Origin of the sequence: Micromonospora sp. CPCC 205554, assembly GCF_036902745.1 — a bacterium.
Taxonomy (GTDB): domain Bacteria; phylum Actinomycetota; class Actinomycetes; order Mycobacteriales; family Micromonosporaceae; genus Micromonospora; species Micromonospora tulbaghiae.
Genome location: NZ_JBAKHP010000001.1, coordinates 88,570 through 105,182 on the forward strand (window position 1 = coordinate 88,570; position 16,613 = coordinate 105,182).

13 protein-coding genes are annotated in these 16,613 nt (G+C 73.4%); 11 read left to right on the forward strand and 2 right to left on the reverse strand.

Translation table 11 applies throughout. From position 1 onward, the window contains the following. The first annotated feature begins 17 nt into the window (after positions 1-17). Positions 18-494: a winged helix-turn-helix transcriptional regulator gene (locus tag V6U82_RS00425; protein WP_334458496.1), complete on the forward strand. Its 477-nt coding sequence runs from the start codon at positions 18-20 to the stop codon at positions 492-494. 32 nt (positions 495-526) lie between these two features. Further along, the gene (locus V6U82_RS00430) at positions 527-1,225 is read left to right on the forward strand and encodes an SDR family oxidoreductase (RefSeq protein WP_334458497.1); all 699 of its coding nucleotides are present in this window, start codon (positions 527-529) and stop codon (positions 1,223-1,225) included. A gap of 66 nt (positions 1,226-1,291) precedes the next feature. Here the strand turns inward: V6U82_RS00430 and htpG are convergent, their stop codons facing one another. Then, the gene (gene htpG, locus V6U82_RS00435; RefSeq protein WP_334458499.1) at positions 1,292-3,184 is read right to left on the reverse strand and encodes a molecular chaperone HtpG; all 1,893 of its coding nucleotides are present in this window, start codon (positions 3,182-3,184) and stop codon (positions 1,292-1,294) included. A 141-nt stretch (positions 3,185-3,325) separates the two neighbouring features. Here htpG and V6U82_RS00440 point away from each other — a divergent pair, with 141 nt between their 5' ends. The 9 genes from V6U82_RS00440 (at position 3,326) to V6U82_RS00480 (ending at position 10,818) form a co-directional block, all read left to right on the forward strand. Further along, complete coding sequence (locus V6U82_RS00440; RefSeq protein ID WP_128137852.1) at positions 3,326-4,054, forward strand: FadR/GntR family transcriptional regulator; 729 nt, start codon at positions 3,326-3,328, stop codon at positions 4,052-4,054. Then, entirely contained in the window at positions 4,051-4,878 is an 828-nt protein-coding gene (locus V6U82_RS00445) for a sterol desaturase family protein (RefSeq protein ID WP_334458500.1), read from the forward strand. The genes V6U82_RS00440 and V6U82_RS00445 overlap by 4 nt, the downstream gene beginning before the upstream one ends. After that, entirely contained in the window at positions 4,875-5,549 is a 675-nt protein-coding gene (locus V6U82_RS00450; RefSeq protein WP_334458501.1) for a lysoplasmalogenase, read from the forward strand. Before V6U82_RS00445 ends, V6U82_RS00450 begins: the two co-directional genes overlap by 4 nt. Continuing rightward, on the forward strand, positions 5,522-6,013 hold the full coding sequence (smpB, locus tag V6U82_RS00455; RefSeq protein WP_128137849.1) for an SsrA-binding protein SmpB: 492 nt from the start codon (positions 5,522-5,524) through the stop codon (positions 6,011-6,013). The genes V6U82_RS00450 and smpB overlap by 28 nt, the downstream gene beginning before the upstream one ends. 41 nt (positions 6,014-6,054) lie before the next feature. Next, the gene (locus V6U82_RS00460) at positions 6,055-6,603 is read left to right on the forward strand and encodes a DinB family protein (RefSeq protein ID WP_334458503.1); all 549 of its coding nucleotides are present in this window, start codon (positions 6,055-6,057) and stop codon (positions 6,601-6,603) included. A 47-nt stretch (positions 6,604-6,650) separates the two neighbouring features. Further along, entirely contained in the window at positions 6,651-7,226 is a 576-nt protein-coding gene (locus V6U82_RS00465) for a helix-turn-helix domain-containing protein (protein ID WP_128137847.1), read from the forward strand. Further along, complete coding sequence (locus V6U82_RS00470) at positions 7,223-8,503, forward strand: MFS transporter (protein ID WP_334458505.1); 1,281 nt, start codon at positions 7,223-7,225, stop codon at positions 8,501-8,503. Before V6U82_RS00465 ends, V6U82_RS00470 begins: the two co-directional genes overlap by 4 nt. Before the next feature lie 114 nt (positions 8,504-8,617). Further along, complete coding sequence (locus tag V6U82_RS00475; RefSeq protein WP_334458506.1) at positions 8,618-9,853, forward strand: ricin-type beta-trefoil lectin domain protein; 1,236 nt, start codon at positions 8,618-8,620, stop codon at positions 9,851-9,853. A gap of 266 nt (positions 9,854-10,119) precedes the next feature. Next, complete coding sequence (locus tag V6U82_RS00480) at positions 10,120-10,818, forward strand: GNAT family N-acetyltransferase (RefSeq protein ID WP_334458507.1); 699 nt, start codon at positions 10,120-10,122, stop codon at positions 10,816-10,818. On the opposite strand, the gene V6U82_RS00485 is transcribed toward V6U82_RS00480, so the two are convergent. Then, positions 10,781-16,555, reverse strand: a complete 5,775-nt coding sequence (locus tag V6U82_RS00485) for a TIR domain-containing protein (protein WP_334458508.1) — start codon at positions 16,553-16,555, stop codon at positions 10,781-10,783. The two genes, V6U82_RS00480 and V6U82_RS00485, sit on opposite strands and share 38 nt — an antisense overlap. Between the last annotated feature and the right edge of the window lie 58 nt (positions 16,556-16,613).

Below are 16,613 nucleotides of genomic sequence, written 5' to 3' on the forward strand. Positions count from 1 at the left end.
TGGGTACCGTCGACGCCATGACGGACCTCCTCGCGCAGCGTGACTCCTGGTCCACCGCCAACTGCTCGATCGCCCGGGCGCTGGAGGTGGTCGGCAACCGCACCACGCTGCTCCTGCTGCGGGAGGCGTCGTTCGGCACCCGCCGCTTCGACGACTTCGCCCGGCGGGTCGGTGTCAGCGAGCCGGTGGCCGCCGCCCGCCTCAAGCAGCTCGTCGCCGACGGGCTGCTCGACCGGCGTCCCTACCGCGAGCCCGGGCAGCGCACCCGTGACGAGTACGTGCTCACTGCGAAGGGGAGCGACCTGATCCCGGTGCTGGTCGCGCTGCGGCAGTGGGGCGACGCGTACGCCGCCGACGAGGCCGGCCCGGCGGTCCGGGTGGCCCACGAGGAGTGCGGCGCCGCGGTGCACGCCCGGCTGCGCTGCGACGCCGGGCACGACGTACCCCCCGGCGAGCTGGCCGTCCTGCCCGGTCCGGGCCTGCTGTCCGCCTGACCTCCCTTCCCCACCACCTCTCGGAGCGAGACATGAAGATCGCTGGAAGCACCGCCCTGGTCACCGGCGCCAACCGCGGCTTCGGCCGGCACCTGGCCGCCGAACTCGCCGCGCGCGGCGCCACCGTCTGGGCCGGCGCGCGCAACCCGGACACCGTGGACCTGCCCGGCGTCACCCCGGTACGCCTCGACATCACCGACCCCGCGTCGGTGGCCGCCGCCGCGGAGCGGGCCGGTGACGTGACGCTGCTGGTCAACAACGCCGGCGTGAGCACCGGCACCGACCTGCTCGACGGCGACCTCGACAAGATCCGGTTGGAGCTGGAGACGCACTATCTCGGCACGCTGTCGGTGGTGCGGGCGTTCGCGCCCCGGATCGCGGCCAACGGCGGCGGGACGATCCTGAACGTGCTGTCCGCGCTGTCCTGGTTCACGTTCCCCGGCGTCGGCGCGTACGGCGCCGCGAAGGCCGCCGAGTGGTCGATGACGAACGCGCTGCGCCTGGAACTGGCCGGTCGGGGTGTCCGGGTCGCCGGGCTGCACGTGGGCTACATGGACACCGAGATGGCCGCCGCCGTTCCCGGCCCGAAGGCCGACCCGGCCGACGTCGCCCGGCTCGCCGTGGACGGCATCGAGTCCGACAGCTACGAGATTCTCGCCGACGACGTCGCCCGCCGGGTCCAGGCCGGCCTGTCCGGCGGAGTCGCCGCGCTCTACCCCGCGCTCCCCTGACCGAACGCGCCGGGGATCCCGGTACGCGGACGTGCGTACCGGGATCCGGCGTCGGTCGGGAGAGAGTTACAGGCCGCGGGCCAGGCGGTCGGCGAGGATCCGGGTGAACCGGGCCGGGTCGGCCAGCTCGCCGCCCTCGGCCAGCAGGGCCATGCCGTACAGCAGCTCGGCGGTCTCGGTCAGCGCGGCGGTGTCGCCGCCCTCCCCGTGCGCCTTGCGCAGCCCGGTGACCAGCGGGTGGGCCGGGTTCAGCTCCAGGATCCGCTTGACCTGCGGCACCTCCTGGCCCATCGCCCGGTACATCTTCTCCAGCGTCGGCGTCATGTCGTGCGCGTCGCCCACCACGCAGGCCGGCGACGTGGTCAGCCGGGTGGACAGGCGCACCTCCTTGACGCTGTCGGCGAGCGCGCCGCCGAGGAACGTGAGCAGGTCGGCGTACTCCTGGCGCTCCGCCTCGGCCTTCTCCTTCTCCTCCTCGGTCTCCAGGTCCACCTGTCCCTTGGCGACCGAGCGCAGCGTCTTCCCGTCGTACGCGCCGACCCGCTCGACCCACACCTCGTCCACCGGGTCGGTGAGGATCAGCACCTCGTAGCCCTTGGCGCGGAACGCCTCCAGGTGCGGCGAGTTCTCGATGGTGGCCCGGTTCTCGCCGGTGGCGTAGTAGATCTCGGTCTGGCCGTCCTTCATCCGCTCCACGTACGCGCGCAGCGTGGTCGGCTCGGCCGGGTCGTGGGTGCTGGCGGCGCGGACCAGCTCCAGCAGCGTCTCGGTGTTGTCCGGGTCCTCCAGCAGACCCTCCTTCACCACGGCGCCGAACTCGGTCCAGAACGTGCGGTACGACTCGGCGGACATGTCCTTGAGCGTGGCGAGCACCTTCTTGACCAGCCGGCGGCGCACCGCGCGGATCTGCCGGTCCTGCTGGAGGATCTCCCGGGAGATGTTGAGCGACAGGTCGTGCGCGTCCACCACGCCCTTAACGAAGCGCAGGTAGTTGGGCATCAGCGCGTCACAGTCGTCCATGATGAACACGCGCTTGACGTAGAGCTGCACGCCGCGGCGGCCCTGCGGGGAGAACAGGTCGAGCGGGGCGTGCGAGGGCAGGAACAGCAGCGCCTCGTACTCGAACGTGCCCTCGCCGCGCATGTGGACGGTTTCCAGCGGGTCGGCCCAGTCGTGCGCGACGTGCCGGTAGAACTCCTTGTACTCGGCCTCGTCGACCTCGTCCCGCGAGCGCGCCCAGAGCGCCTTCATCGAGTTGAGCGTCTGCTCCTCGCGGGTGGTGGCGCCGTCCTCGCCGGGCTTGTCGACAGTCATCCGGATCGGCCAGGAGATGAAGTCGGAGTAGCGCTTGACGATCTCGCGGATCGTCCACTCGGCGGTGTAGTCGTGCAGGTTGTCCTCGGTGTCGACCGGCTTGAGGTGCAGCGTGACCGAGGTGCCCTGGGGTGCGTCCCCGACCTCCTCGATCGAGTAGGTGCCCTCGCCGGTGGACTCCCAGCGGGTGCCGCCGGACTGCCCGGCGCGGCGGGTCAGCAGCGTCACCCTGTCGGCGACCATGAACGTGGCGTAGAAACCGACGCCGAACTGGCCGATCAGCTCCTGCGAGGCGGCGGCGTCGGCGGACTCCCGCAGCTTGCGCAGCAGTTCGGCGGTGCCGGACTTGGCGATGGTGCCGATCAGGCCGACCACCTCGTCGCGGGTCATGCCGATGCCGTTGTCCCGCACGGTGAGCGTACGGGCGTCCTTGTCGACCTCGATCTCGATGTGCAGGTCGGAGGTGTCGGCCGACAGGTCCTTGTCGACGAGCGACTCCAGTCGCAGCTTGTCCAGCGCGTCGGACGCGTTCGAGATCAGTTCGCGCAGGAAGACGTCCTTGTTCGAGTAGATCGAGTGCACCATCAGCTGCAACAGCTGACGGGCCTCGGCCTGGAACTCCAGCGTCTCGACCCCGTCGCTCACACCGACTCCCTTCCCTCTGGCGGGCACTACGGCGGAAAGGATACGAGGGGTGACCGGGACGGCACGCACCGGCCGCCGCCCTCGAAATTCACTGGTACAACCAGTTGACGGGTTGATGTGTTCGGGGCCACACTGCTGCGCATGACCTTCGATCCCGCGCCCCGTGTGTCGGTCTCCGACCACGTCTTCGGCCGGCTCCGGGACGCGATCGTGTCCGGTCGCTACGCGCCGGACGAGACACTGCCCGGCGAGCGGGAGCTGGCCGGCGCGTTCGCGGTCAACCGGCACGCGGTCCGGGAGGCGCTGCGCCGCCTGCAACAGCTCGGCCTGGTCCGGGTCAGCCAGGGCGGTGCGACCCGGGTGCTGGACTGGCGGGTCCACGCCGGGCTTGACCTGGCGCTGTCCCTCGCCCGCTCCGGTGACGTACTCCCGGTCGAGACGCTGGTGCGCGACATGCTGGAGATGCGGGCCTGCGTCGGGATCGACGCGGCCCGGCTCTGCGCCGAGCGCGCGGACCCGGCGGTGGTCGCCGCCCTGGTGCGGGCCGCCGAGGAGTACGGCGACCTGGCTCCCGACCTGGACCGGATGAACGAGGCCAACATCGCCATCTGGCGGTTGGTCGTGCGCGGCAGTGGCAACACCGCCTACCAGCTCGCGTTCAACAGCCTGGTGGCCGGCACGTTCGCGGTCGGCGACGTCCCCCCGGACGCCCGCGCGGCCGAACTGCTCGACGTGGCCGGTCACCGCCGGCTCGCCGCGTCGGTCGCCTCCGGTCAGGGCGCGGCGGCGGCCCGGCACGCCCGGGCGCTGCTGACCGCGCCGGTCACCACCCCCACCACCCCCACCCCCGGAAGGGAAGCGCGCGCATGATCCCCGCCGTGCTGTACGCCGTCCCGGCGTTCCTGCTCCTGATCGTCGTCGAGGCGGTCTCCTACCGCTTCCTGCCCGACGACGACGAACGCGGCTACGAGCTGCGGGACACCACCACCAGCCTGTCCATGGGGCTGGGCAGCCAGATCATCGGCTTCCCGTGGAAGCTGCTCACCGTCGGCCTGTTCGCGGCGCTGTGGACCGTCGCGCCGGTGCACCTGTCCCCCGGCGACTGGTGGACCTGGGTGATCCTGTTCTTCGCCGACGACCTGGCCTACTACTGGTTCCACCGCTCGCACCACGAGGTACGCGTGCTCTGGGCGAGCCACGTCGTGCACCACAGCAGCGTCTACTACAACTTCTCGACCGCGTTGCGGCAGAGCTGGACGCCGATGACCTCGCTGCCGTTCTGGCTGGGGCTGGCGCTGCTCGGCATCCCGCCGTGGATGATCTTCCTCCAGCAGTCGGTCAGCCTGCTCTACCAGTTCTTCCTGCACACCGAGCGGATCAAGGTGCTGCCCCGGCCGATCGAGTGGATCTTCAATACGCCGTCGCACCACCGGGTGCACCACGGCTCGAACACCGAATACCTGGACCGCAACTACGGCGGCATCCTGATCATCTGGGACCGGCTGTTCGGCACGTTCGAGCCGGAGCGCGCCACCGCGCGCTACGGGCTCACCAAGAACATCGGCACCTACAACCCGCTGCGGGTGGCCACCCACGAGTTCGCCGCGATCTGGTCCGACGTACGCCGGGCCGACTGCTGGCGGCACCGCCTCGGCTACCTGTTCGGCCGTCCCGGCTGGCAGCCGGCCCGATGAGGCGCTCCGGGCTGCTGCTGGTGTTCGGGCTGGTCGCCGCCGTCGAACTGGTCGGGGTCGCGCTGGACTCGACGGTGCTCCAGTGGCTGGCCAAGCCGCTGCTCGCGCCGGTGCTACTGGCGTACCTCTGGGCGCACCGGCGCCGCATCGACGCGGTGGCGGTCGGCCTGGTCGCCGCCACCGCGGGCGACGTCGCCCTGCTCCTGCCCGGTGACACCGCGTTCCTGGCCGGCATGGGCTTCTTCCTGGTCACCCAGCTCGCGTTCATCTCCGCCTTCGTGCGGCACCGGCGCGCGCCGGTCGTGGCGTGGGCCGGTTACCTGCTCGCCTGGGCCGGCGCGAACGCGCTGCTGTGGGGCATGCTCGGGCCGCTGCGGCTGCCGGTGCTCGGCTACAGCCTGGCGCTGTGCCTGATGGCCGCCGCCGCGACCGGGGTGTCCGCGCGGGTCGCCGCGGGCGGCGCGTTCTTCCTCGTCTCCGACCTGCTCATCGGCGTGGGCGCGACCGGGATCGAGCTGCCCGGGCGGGGCCTGCTGGTGATGGTCACCTACTGCGCGGCGCTGCTGCTGATCACCACCGGCTGGGTGACCGCGGCGCGCCCGGCGACCGGACCGCAGCCGCCGCCGGCGGGTACCCTGCTCGCGTGGCCAGGGAGAACGGGCGCAAGCTGATCGCCTCGAACAAGAAGGCGCGGCACGACTACGACATCCTCAAGACGTACGAGGCGGGCATCGTGCTGGCCGGCACGGAGGTGAAGTCGCTGCGCGAGGGGCGGGTGTCGCTGGTCGACGCGTTCGCCCAGGAGCGCGACGGCGAGATCATGCTGTACGGCCTGCACATCGCCGAGTACGGCTTCGGCACCTGGACCAACCACGCGCCCCGGCGCACCCGCAAGCTGCTGCTGCACCGGGTGGAGATCGCCCGGATCCTGGAGAAGCTGCGCGACGGCGGCGTCACGCTGGTGCCGCTGTCGATGTACTTCGCCGACGGCTGGGCCAAGGTGGAGCTGGGTCTGGCCCGGGGCCGCCGGTCGTACGACAAGCGCCAGGCGCTCGCCGAGCGGGACGCCGAGCGGGAGATCGCCCGGGAGATGGGCCGCCGCCTCAAGGGCCGGACGGCGGCGCGGCGGGGCTGAGCCGCCGTTTTCTGTCCCAGGCCGGTGGCACGCTGGCCCACATGACCGACCTGACCTGGAACCCGCTGCTCCGCGAGCAGCTCACCTGGCACTGGGCCCACCAGGTGCGCGACCGCCTCGCCGGGCTCACCGACGCCGAATACCTCTGGGAGCCGGTCCCCGGCTGCTGGAGCCTGCGCCCACGCGGCGACGGCGGCACTCCGGCGATCGACTTCTCGATGCCGCAGCCGGACCCGCCGCCGTTCACCACCATCGCCTGGCGGCTCGCTCACGTCGTCGTCGGCGTGCTGGCCATGCGCAACGCGTCGCACTTCGGCCGCGCGCCCACCGACTACGGCTCGTTCCCCTACTCCCCGACCGCGGCCGGCGCGCTGGCCCAGCTCGACGAGGAGTACGCGGCCTGGACCGCCGGGGTCGAGGCGCTCGGCGAGGAAGGCCTGGCGCGCCCCTGCGGTCCGGCCGAGGGGCCGTTCGCCGACGTCCCGATGGCCACGCTCGTGCTGCACATCAACCGGGAGGTGATCCACCACCTGGCCGAGGTGTGCCTGCTGCGCGACCTGTACCGGCACACGCCGCAGGCGGCCCGATGAATACAAGGGTTCTTGTACATCATCTCTTGTAGGTCTAGCCTGTCGGTATGACGGACGGAACCGGCAACCGGCGCGTGAGCGACCCGCGGGCCATGCGGGCACTGGCCCATCCCACCCGGCTGCGGCTGCTCGGCGAACTGCGCCTGCGCGGCCCGCAGACGGTCGGCATGCTCAGCGAGCGGACCGGCGAGGCGGTCGGCTCGGTCAGCTACCACGTCGCCAAGCTGGCCGAGCACGGCTTCGTGACCGAGGCCCCCGACCTGGCGCGGGACCGGCGCGAGCGGTGGTGGCGGGCCGCACACGCCACCACCGACTGGGATCCCCTCGAACTGCTCGACGACCCGGAGCGCCGGCTCGCCGGCAACCTGCTGCGCCAGGCCGCCATGCAGCGCTACGTGGACCGCTACCAGGCGTACCTGGACTCCGAGGCGAGCCTCGACCCGGCCTGGGTCCGCGGCACCACCAGCAGCGACATCGTGCTGCGCCTGACACCGGAGGAACTGGTCGAGCTGCGCGACGAGCTGTCCGCGCTGGGCCGGCGCTGGCAGGAGCGCGGCGCACCCGGCCGAGCCGGCGCCGAGATGGTCACGCTGATCTGGCAGGCCTACCGGGGGCCGCAGTGAACCGCGACCGCCGGCCCCTGGCCGGACTGCTGATCGGGCACGCCGTCTCGCTGACCGGCAACGTGCTCACGCTCATCGCGCTGCCGCTCTACGTGCTGGCCGAGACCGGCTCACCGGCGGCCACCGGGCTGGCCGGCGCGTTCGCCACCGCGCCGGTGGTGCTCGGCGGCGCGTTCGGCGGCGTGCTCGTCGACCGGATCGGCTACCGGCGGTCCAGCGTGCTCGCCGACGTGGTCTCCGGCGTGACGATCGCCGCCGTACCCCTGTTGCACTCCACCGTCGGCCTGCCGTTCCCGGCACTGCTGGCCCTGGTCTTCGTCAGCGGGCTGCTGGACACACCCGGGCAGACCGCGCGTACGGCGTTGCTGCCGGAGGCGGCGGAGGCGGCCGGCGTGCCGATCGAGCGGGCGGTCGGCTGGGCGGAGGCGACCTCGCGGGGCGCCCGGATGATCGGCGCGCCGGTGGCCGGCCTGCTGGTCGGCGTGTTCGGCGCGCTGCCGGTGCTGGCGGTGGACGCGGTGACGTTCGCGGTGTCGGCGCTCGTGGTGGCGCTGCTGGTGCCGCGCGGCCTGAGCCCGTCCGGCGAGGAGAGCGAGCCGGAGACCGGCGGCTACTGGCGGCAGTTCGCCGCCGGGCTGCGCTTCCTGGTCCGCGAGCCACTGCTGCGCGCCATGGTCCTGCTGGTGCTGGTGACCAACCTGTTCGACGCGGCCAAGAGCCAGGTGCTGCTGCCGGTGGTCGCCGACCGGGAACTCGGCGGACCGGCCGCGTTCGGCCTGCTGGTGGGCGTCATGGGCGGCGGGGCGCTGGTCGGCTCGCTGGTGTTCAGCGCGATCGGGCACCGGCTGCCCCGCCGGGCAACGTTCGTCACCGCGTACGTGCTGTGCGGTGCGCCGCCACTGTGGGCGCTCGCCGCCGCGCCGCCGCTGCCGGTGGTGGTCGCCGTGGTCGCGGTGGCCGGGCTGGCCGCCGGCTCGCTCAATCCGCTGATGGGCGCCGTCGAGCTGGAGCGGGTGCCGCCCGCCATGCGGGCCCGGGTGTACGGCGTGATCGGCGCGGGCGCGTGGGCGGCCATGCCGGCCGGCGCGATCGGTGCGGGGTTCGCCGCGGACCGGTTCGGCCCCACGTCCACGCTCGTCGTGATGGGCGCCTGCTACCTGCTGGTGGTGCTGACGCCGCTGCTGGGCGGCCCGTGGCGGGACATGCGCCGGCCCACCGTGGTGCGGCAGCGCGAACCGGAGCCCACATCGGAGCGCCAGCGGGAAACGCTCTCTTGACATCGACCGACTTCGTTCATACCTTCATCGAAGTCTATTTGTATGGTTTGTTAACCGTTGGGCGGGGCCGGCCGCCGTGACGGTAACGGCCACCACCCCCGCAGGAGGCGCCCCGTGCGCACCATCCGTACCCTCGCCGCACTGGCGGCGACGGCGGTCGGCCTCACCGCCGCCCTCGCCGTCGTCCCGCACTCCCCCGCGATCGCCGCCCCCGGCGCGATCACCTGGTCCGACGACTTCAACGGCCCGGCCGGCGCCGCCCCCGATGCGAGCAAGTGGCGCTACGACATCGGTGGCGGCGGCTGGGGCAACAACGAGCTGCAGTACTACACCAACAGCACCCGCAACGCCGCGCTCGACGGCAACGGCAACCTGGTCATCACCGCCCGAAAGGAGAACCCCGCCGGCTACTCCTGCTGGTACGGAAGCTGCCAGTACACCTCGGCCCGGCTGCTCACCAACGGCACGTTCGCCCAGGCGTACGGGCGGTTCGAGGCGCGCATCAAGGTTCCCCGCGGCCAGGGGCTGTGGCCGGCGTTCTGGATGCTCGGCAACGATATCGGCACGAACCCGTGGCCCGGCAGCGGCGAGATCGACATCATGGAGAACGTCGGCTACGCGCCGTCGACGGTCTGGGGCACGCTGCACGGCCCCGGCTACTCCGGTGGCAGCGGCGTCGGCGCGTCCACCTCGCTCCCGGGCGGCCAGGCGCTCGCCGACGCCTTCCACACGTTCGCCGTGGACTGGGCGCCGGACTCGATCACCTGGTACCTCGACGGCGTGGCGTACTCCCGCAAGACGCCCGCCGACATCGGCGGCAACCGCTGGGTCTTCGACCACCCGTTCTTCATGATCATGAACGTGGCGGTGGGCGGTAACTGGCCCGGCTCGCCGGACGGCAGCACCACGTTCCCGCAGACCATGACCGTCGACTACGTCCGGGTGCAGGCCTGGGACAACGGCGGCGGGGGCACCGGGGGACAGATCGTCGGGTACGGAAACAAATGCGTCGACGTGGCGAGCGCCGGTACCGCCAACGGTACCCCGGTGCAGCTCTGGACCTGCAACGGCACCGCCGCGCAGCGCTGGACCTGGAACGCCGACGGCTCGGTCCGCGCGCTGGGCAAGTGCCTCGACGTGACCGCCGGGTCCACCGCGAGCGGCGCCAAGGTGCAGCTCTACGACTGCAACGGCACCGGCGCGCAGAAGTGGGTGTTCAGCGCGGCCGGGGACATCGTGAACCCCCAGGCGAACAAGTGCCTGGACGCCACCGGTCCCAGCTCGGCCGACGGCACCCGGCTGCAGATCTGGGACTGCACCGGCGCCGCCAACCAGAAGTGGCGCCGCTGACCGGCACCCCCGAGGCCGGGGCGGGCGGGCGGCACACCCGCCCGCCCCGGCGTCCCTCCCCGCCCCGCCCGCACCGCCCCCTCCCCCGCGATCTTGCACTTTCGGCCCGAGCGGTGACGCGAATGTCCCATCCGTCCGGGCACAAACTTCAAGATCAGCGGGGCCGGCCGTCCCCGGGAGGCACGAATGGCGTTGCGGGCCGGGATACCGTGAGGTCCGTTTCGCTCCCGCGAGACCAGACCGTCGATCTCCCTGGAAGCGCGATCATGGATGAACTGACCGGCGCGCCGACGTCGACGAGCGGATTCACGCCGGAGACCATTCCCACCGCACGGCTGATCCTGCTGCCGCTGGCCGTCGAGCACGCCCAAGAGATGGCCGCGGTTCTCGCCGACCCGGCGCTGCACACGTTCATCGGCGGCGAGCCCGCCGCCCCGGCGGCGTTGCGGGCCCGCTACGAACGGCTGGTCGCCGGCTCGCCCGACCCGGCCGAGTCGTGGTGCAACTGGGTCATCCACCTCCGGGACGACGGCCGGCTGGCGGGCTTCGTCCAGGCAACGGTCACCGCGCCACACGGGACGGTGGCGGACACCGCCACGGCGGGCGCGCGGGCAGTCGGGCACCGGCACCTCGACGAGGCGGCGCCGGCCGTCGCGGGACCGGTCGCGGAGATCGCCTGGGTGGTGGGAACACAGTGGCAGGGCCGCGGGATCGCCGTCGAGGCCGCCCGCGGGATGGCCGTCTGGCTGGGGCGGCGCGGTGTGCGTACCCTCATGGCCCACATCCATCCCGACCACCGCGCGTCGGCCGCGGTGGCCACGGCCTGCGGACTGGTCCCGACGGAGGTGTGGCAGGACGGCGAGGTCCGCTGGACCGGCCCTGCCACCCCAACGCCTCCCCCGCCTGCCCCGGCGGAAGGCGCGAAGGTCAGAAGGGGGCGTCCACGGACAGGCGGCGGACCTTAGTGAGGTAGGGGTCCAGCTCGCCCACCTCGAAGCGGCACGTGCCGATGACGTGCCAGAACTGGCCGCCCGGGTCGCCGTCCAGCTTGTACCGGCCGTCCGGGCTGACCGCCGCCCACCCGTCCGGCAGGCCGATGAGCGTGGTCCGCAACTGGGCGTGCTCCGGGTCGGCCACGTCCCACAGCCGTACCGTGCCGTCGTCACCGGCGCTGGCGAGCAGGCTGCTGTCCGGGCTGAAGTGCACCGACCAGACGCGCCGGGTGTGCGCGGCCAGGGTGCCGTGCAGCCGGCCGGTCACCGGATCCCAGAGCCGGATCACCAGGTCGTCCCCGGCGGTGGCGAGCAGGTTGCCGTCCGGGCTGAACGCACAGGACCAGAGCCGGCCGTCGTGTTCGGTGAGCACCAGGCGCCGCTCGCCGGTGACCGCGTCCCAGATCACCGCCGTGCCGTCGTTGCCGGCGCTGGCCAGCAGCGTGCCCTCGCTGTTGAAGCCGACCGAGTAGACCCGGTCGGTGTGGTGTTCGAGGGTGAGCCGGCAGGTGGCGGTGGCGGCGTCCCAGAGCCGTACCGTCTGGTCGTCGCAGCCGGTGGCGATGGTCTCGCCGTCGGGGCTGAACGCGACGGTGCGCACGCGCCCCCGGTGCGGGGTGAGCGTGGCGAAGTGCCGGCCGGTACGGCGGTACCACAGGCGTACCGTGTCGTCGTCGTTCGCGGTCGCGAGGGCGTCGCCGTCGGGGCTGAACGCGACCGCCCAGACGTGGTCGGTGTCCACGTTGAGTTCGCGCTCGTCGGCGCCCGTGTCGGTGTTCCACAGGTGCACGCCGCCGTCGCCGCTGGGCGTGGCCACGAGCGGCTCCTCGGGGCAGAACACCACCGACAGCAGCCGGTCGGCCGGGCTGGCGAGCTGCCGCAGCAGGCGCCCGGTACGCGGCTCCCAGAGCCGGATCACGCCGTCGTTGCCGCAGGCGGCCAGCACCTCGCCGTCGTCGCGGAAGGACAGCGCGGTGACGCGGCGGCCGTGCCCGCGCAGCGTGTGCTGGAGCTGCCCGCCGCGGACGTCCCACAGCCGGGTGGTGCCGTCGTTGCTGCTGGTCGCCACCTGGTTCTGGTCCGGCCGCCAGACCACCGGCCAGACCGAGCCGCGGTGCCGGGTCAGCTCGTGCCGCACCTGCCCGTCGTCGGTGTCCCAGAGCTGGATCGCGCCGTCGCTGGCGGCGGTGGCGAGCAGGCTGCCGTCGCCGTTGAACCGGACGCTGTAGATCGCGCCCCGCTGCCGCCCGAGCACCCGTACCGGCCGGCCCGTCTCGGTCTCCCACAGCCGTAGCGCGCCGTGCGTGTCGCCGGTGGCCATCAACGTGCCGTCGGGGTGGATGTCGAGGGCGTACACGTCGGCCTCGTGGCCGCGCGGCGCGCGCAGCAGCTCGCCGTCCATGGCCCGGCGGATCCAGATCCGGCCGTGCTGCCCGACCGCGGCCAGCAGCCGGCCGTCCGGCGAGTGCACCACCCGGTAGACCACCTCCGGCTCCTGCACCTCGAACGCCAGCTTGCCGGTGGGGATGTCCCAGCCGCGGACCGTGCCGGCGCTGTCGGCCACCACGACCCGCCGCCCGTCCGGGCTGAACGAGGTGCCCCAGATCGGCGCGGAGTGGCCGGGCCACTCGTGGCGCAGCCGGGCGCCGCGCGTGTCGTACAGCCGCACCACGCCCGCGGCGTCACCGACCACCAGGCGGCCCCGGCGGCCGTCGGTGAGCAGCGGCCACACCCAGCCGGTGAAGACGTCCTCGATGACGTGCCGCACGTCGCCGTGGTCGGCGTCCCACAGCCGTACGGTGAGGTCGGCCGAGCCGGTGACGAGCTGGTGGGAGGCGGCGTCGTAGCGGACGGCGTACACCCGGGAGCGGTGTCCCTGGAGCGTGCGCACCGGCAGCCCGGTGGCGGTGTCGCAGAGCAGCACACCCCCGTCGTCGCTGCCGACGGCGAGGACCGCGCCGTCCGGGCTGTACGCCACCGGCACCGGCAGCCGGCCCACCTCGAAGCCGTAGCCGACGCCCACCGCGGGCGGGGCCAGGCCCGGCGCGACCGGCCGGCCCGGCGCGACGACGGCGCCGCGCAGTTCCGGGGCGCGCAGCAGCGCCGGGTCGGCGCTGACGTCGATCAGCGCGGTGCGGTGCCAGCTGCTGCCGGCGACGCGCGCGCCCCGCAGGTCGGTACGGAACAGGCGCGCGCCGGCCATCTCCGCGTCGCGCAGGTCCGCCCCGGCGAGGCGGGCCTGGTCCAGGCGGGCGCCGCGCAGCCGGGCGTGCTCCAGCCGCGCCTCGGTCAGGTTGGTGGCGACCAGCCGCGCGTCGGTCAGGTCGGCACCGGTCAGGTCGGCCCCGGCGAGTTCGCGGTGCGACAGGTCCTCGCCGCGCAGCACCGCGCCGCGCAGGTCGGCCCGGTCGGGCAGGCGCAGCCGGGCGGACAGCCGCAGCGCGTTGGCGCGCAGCGTCTCGCCCGCCGACTCGTCGCCGAGCACCCGGGCGGTCCACGCGGTGCAGCGGGCCGGGTCGGCCAGGTCGCCGAGGAACTCCACGGCGAGCGCGGACAGCGACCGAACCGCCAGCGCGCCCGGCTCCTCGCCCCGGTTGAGCTGCTCGGCCACCCCCTCGGCGACCAGCCACTCCATCACGGAGGTGTGGATGAACCCGAACAGCCCGTCGTCGGTGCGGACGAGCAGGCTGCCCGCGCCGACCGCGTGCGCCGCCTGCGGGCCGGACAGCCGCGAGTCGGCCCGCCCGGCGAGCTGGCCGGTCGACTCCGCCAGCTCGGCCAGCCGAAGGTACGCCTCGCCGCTCTCCCAGAGCTGGAACGCCAGCCGGCTCACCGCCTGCCACAGCTCGGGCCGCCGCAGGCTCACCGGCGCGCCCGGGATGCCCTGGGTACGGCGCTCCTCGAAGTCCAGCCAGGACTCCAGGATCTCCCGGTACAGCGCGGCGGCGCTGAACGTGCCGCCCGCCCCGGCCACGGCGGCGAGCCGCCCCTCGTCCAGGTTGGCGATGAAGCCGAGCATGCGCGGGTTGCGGGAGAGCCCGAGCAGGTCCTTCACGCCGGCGAGCAGGTCCATCCGCTCGCGGGCGGCCCGCTCGTCGCCGCCGTACCGGTTGCGCAGGAACGCCTCGATCTGCCCGGGGGTGAAGTCCTCCACGGCGAGCACGCGCCGGTGCGGCAGCAGGCCGACCCGCTCGCCGAGCGCGGTCAGCACTTGCGAGTTGGTCTTGAAGTGCTGGGTCCGGCTGCTCACCACGATCTTCGCGTTGCCCTCGGCGGCCTGCAGCAGCGTCTCCAGGTGGTCGGCCGCCCGGTCGTACGTCACGCGGGCGACCAGCTCGTCGAACCCGTCAAACAGCAGCACGATGCGGCCCTGGCGCAGCATGTAGCGGAACGCCTTGAGGTCGATCACCTGCTCGCCGTGGTTCGCCAGGTGCGCGGCGACCAGGCCGTCCACGGAGTGCGCCTTGTCCAGCGCCCGCAGCTCGACCAGGATCGGGATCAGGTCCGGCGCGGCGGTGGGCAGCCGCCGGGCCACCTCCCGCAACGCGAACGTCTTGCCCCGGCCGAAGTCGCCGAGCACCAGCACGAACCGGCCGTCCGGCGCGGAGACTGTCTCCAGCAGCTCGTCCACCACGTCGTCGCGGACGCGCTGGTCGGCGCCGACGAGGTGGCGGTAGCGCTGCGGCACGTACTGCCCGGGCGGGTAGAGCCGGTCGGCCTGCAGCCGGGCGGTCTGCGCGGCGACGTACTCGCGCAGGTCGAGCAGGCCCTGGAACTCGGTCAGGTGCAGCACGCGGACGCCGCGCCGCTGTGCCTCCTCGGCCAGCCCGCGCGGCACCCGGTCGCCGTCGTAGACCAGCTCGGAGGCGATGTCCGGGTCGGTGGCGTGCACCCGGCGGGCGAAGACGTCCACGTCGGCGGCGGTGGGGGTGCCCACGTGCGCGCCGACGCGCTGCTGACGCACCACGCCGTCGGAGCGGTAGCTGATGTACAGGTGCGGCGGGTCGGTGCCGACGCGGCGCACCACCACCCGGTCGTAGCGGGCCTCGCAGACCTCGGCGAGCCGGTCCAGCAGCCGCTGCACCGGGGCGACCGGCGCGGCGGCCGCCGCCACGCCCTGGGTGGCCCCCTCGACGGCGGCCGGGCGGCGCGGATCGGGCACCTGCGCGGGACCGGACGCGCCGAAGGTGGCCTCCGCGTGCGGCCAGGACACGGCGGTCGCCGCGCCGCCGTCCAGGCGGTCGTCGCGGCCGAGCACCCAGCGGGTCATCCCGTCGGCGCCGAGCCGCAGCACCTGCGCCCGGCCGTCGCGGGGCGCGGCGGCCAGCGGCACCACCGGGTCCACCCGGGCCGACGGCGCCGCGTCGGAGAGCAGCAGGTTGAGCATCGGTCCGACCAACCGGTTGACCGAGCCCCGGTCGCGCAGCGACACCGGGTCCGGCGGCACCTCGTCGGCGTACGGGCTGCGCGCCCCCGGCGCGTGTGCCATCGCGCCCAGCCGCAGCCAGCCGGACTGCTGGTAGTGGCGCAGCCGCTGGGCGAACCAGCTGGACTGCGCCTCGCCGAGGAAGCCGTACCGGTCCTCCTCGCGATGGGTGATGGCGATGGTCGAGTTCAGACCGGCCACCACCACCCGCAGGTCGGGCACCGGGAACAGCGTCCAGGGTTGCTCACTGTCGAAGATCCGGTCGTCGAGTCCCTGGTAGAGGTCGTCGAACAGGCGCGCGTAGTGCCGCCACTTCGGCCAGTACGGCGGCTGCGGGTCGACGTCGTCGGCCTCGCAGGTGGCGAAGTACGCGCGGCACGCCGCCATCGTCACGTCCCGCGGGCCGGGCACCACGACCAGCCGGTGCGGTTCCAGCCCGAGCAGCACCCGCAGGCCGGTGAGGAAGCTCAGCGCGTCGGAGAACTCGCGCGGGCTGCCCGACTCGGTGAGGTTGCCGGCGACGACGAGCAGGTCGGGCCGGGGCACGCCGTCGTTCATCAGCAGCGTCAGGTCGCCCATCAGATGTTCCTGCACCTCGCCCGGGGTGACCGGCGCGCCGGGGGTGATCACGCCCCGGCCGAAGCGCGGCCCGGCGACCTGGAGCACGGTCACGGTGTCCCGGGCGGTCGGTGGCGCCGCCGCGGCCGGCGGGAACGGCGGCGGGTTGATCGGGGTACGCCGGGCGCGGCGGGGCGCGGGCGCTCCGGCGGCGGGCGCGGCGAGCACCCCGTGCGGGTCGGCCGGGTGGTGCGGGAAGGCCGGCTGCCGCATCGGCTTGGCCCGGCCGTCGAGCGCCTCCCGGATGCGGTCGAGCACCCGGTTGCGGGCCTGCACCGGGTCGTCCACGCCGACCAGGTCCACATAGGTGATGGTGGCGAGCAGGCCGTCGATCGGGCAGTCCTCGACACGTACCGTGACGAGCTTGTTGCCGGTGCCGTCCGGGTCGGCGCGCAGCGCGGCCTGCCACTCCAGCTTGCCGTACGTCGAATGCAGGTAGCGCTCGGACAGCACCGCCACCACCACCTCGGCCTCACGGACGCCACGGTCCATGAAGTCGATGAAGTTGGTGCCTGCCACGAAGTCCCACGCCTGCAACAGCGTGCGATAGCCGGCCGCCTCGAACTCCCACGCCAGCCACGTGGCCCAGCGTTCGTCCGCGGGCGAGTAGCTGATGAAGAAATCGATGGGGCGGTCGGACCGGGTGGGGTGCGCGCCTACAACCACATGGTCATTATGGCCACCGACGGTCAACAGATCGACACCCTCGGCAGCTCGGATCGCG

Excerpts from the sequence above, each read along its gene's own strand:
- V6U82_RS00450 (WP_334458501.1), top strand. The coding sequence starts at position 4,875 with ATGAGGCGCTCCGGGCTGCTGCTGGTGTTCGGGCTGGTCGCCGCCGTC.
- V6U82_RS00445 (WP_334458500.1), top strand. The coding sequence starts at position 4,051 with ATGATCCCCGCCGTGCTGTACGCCGTCCCGGCGTTCCTGCTCCTGATC.
- V6U82_RS00425 (WP_334458496.1), top strand. The coding sequence starts at position 18 with ATGACGGACCTCCTCGCGCAGCGTGACTCCTGGTCCACCGCCAACTGC.
- V6U82_RS00465 (WP_128137847.1), top strand. The coding sequence starts at position 6,651 with ATGACGGACGGAACCGGCAACCGGCGCGTGAGCGACCCGCGGGCCATG.
- V6U82_RS00430 (WP_334458497.1), top strand. The coding sequence starts at position 527 with ATGAAGATCGCTGGAAGCACCGCCCTGGTCACCGGCGCCAACCGCGGC.
- V6U82_RS00480 (WP_334458507.1), top strand. The coding sequence starts at position 10,120 with ATGGATGAACTGACCGGCGCGCCGACGTCGACGAGCGGATTCACGCCG.
- V6U82_RS00460 (WP_334458503.1), top strand. The coding sequence starts at position 6,055 with ATGACCGACCTGACCTGGAACCCGCTGCTCCGCGAGCAGCTCACCTGG.
- V6U82_RS00440 (WP_128137852.1), top strand. The coding sequence starts at position 3,326 with ATGACCTTCGATCCCGCGCCCCGTGTGTCGGTCTCCGACCACGTCTTC.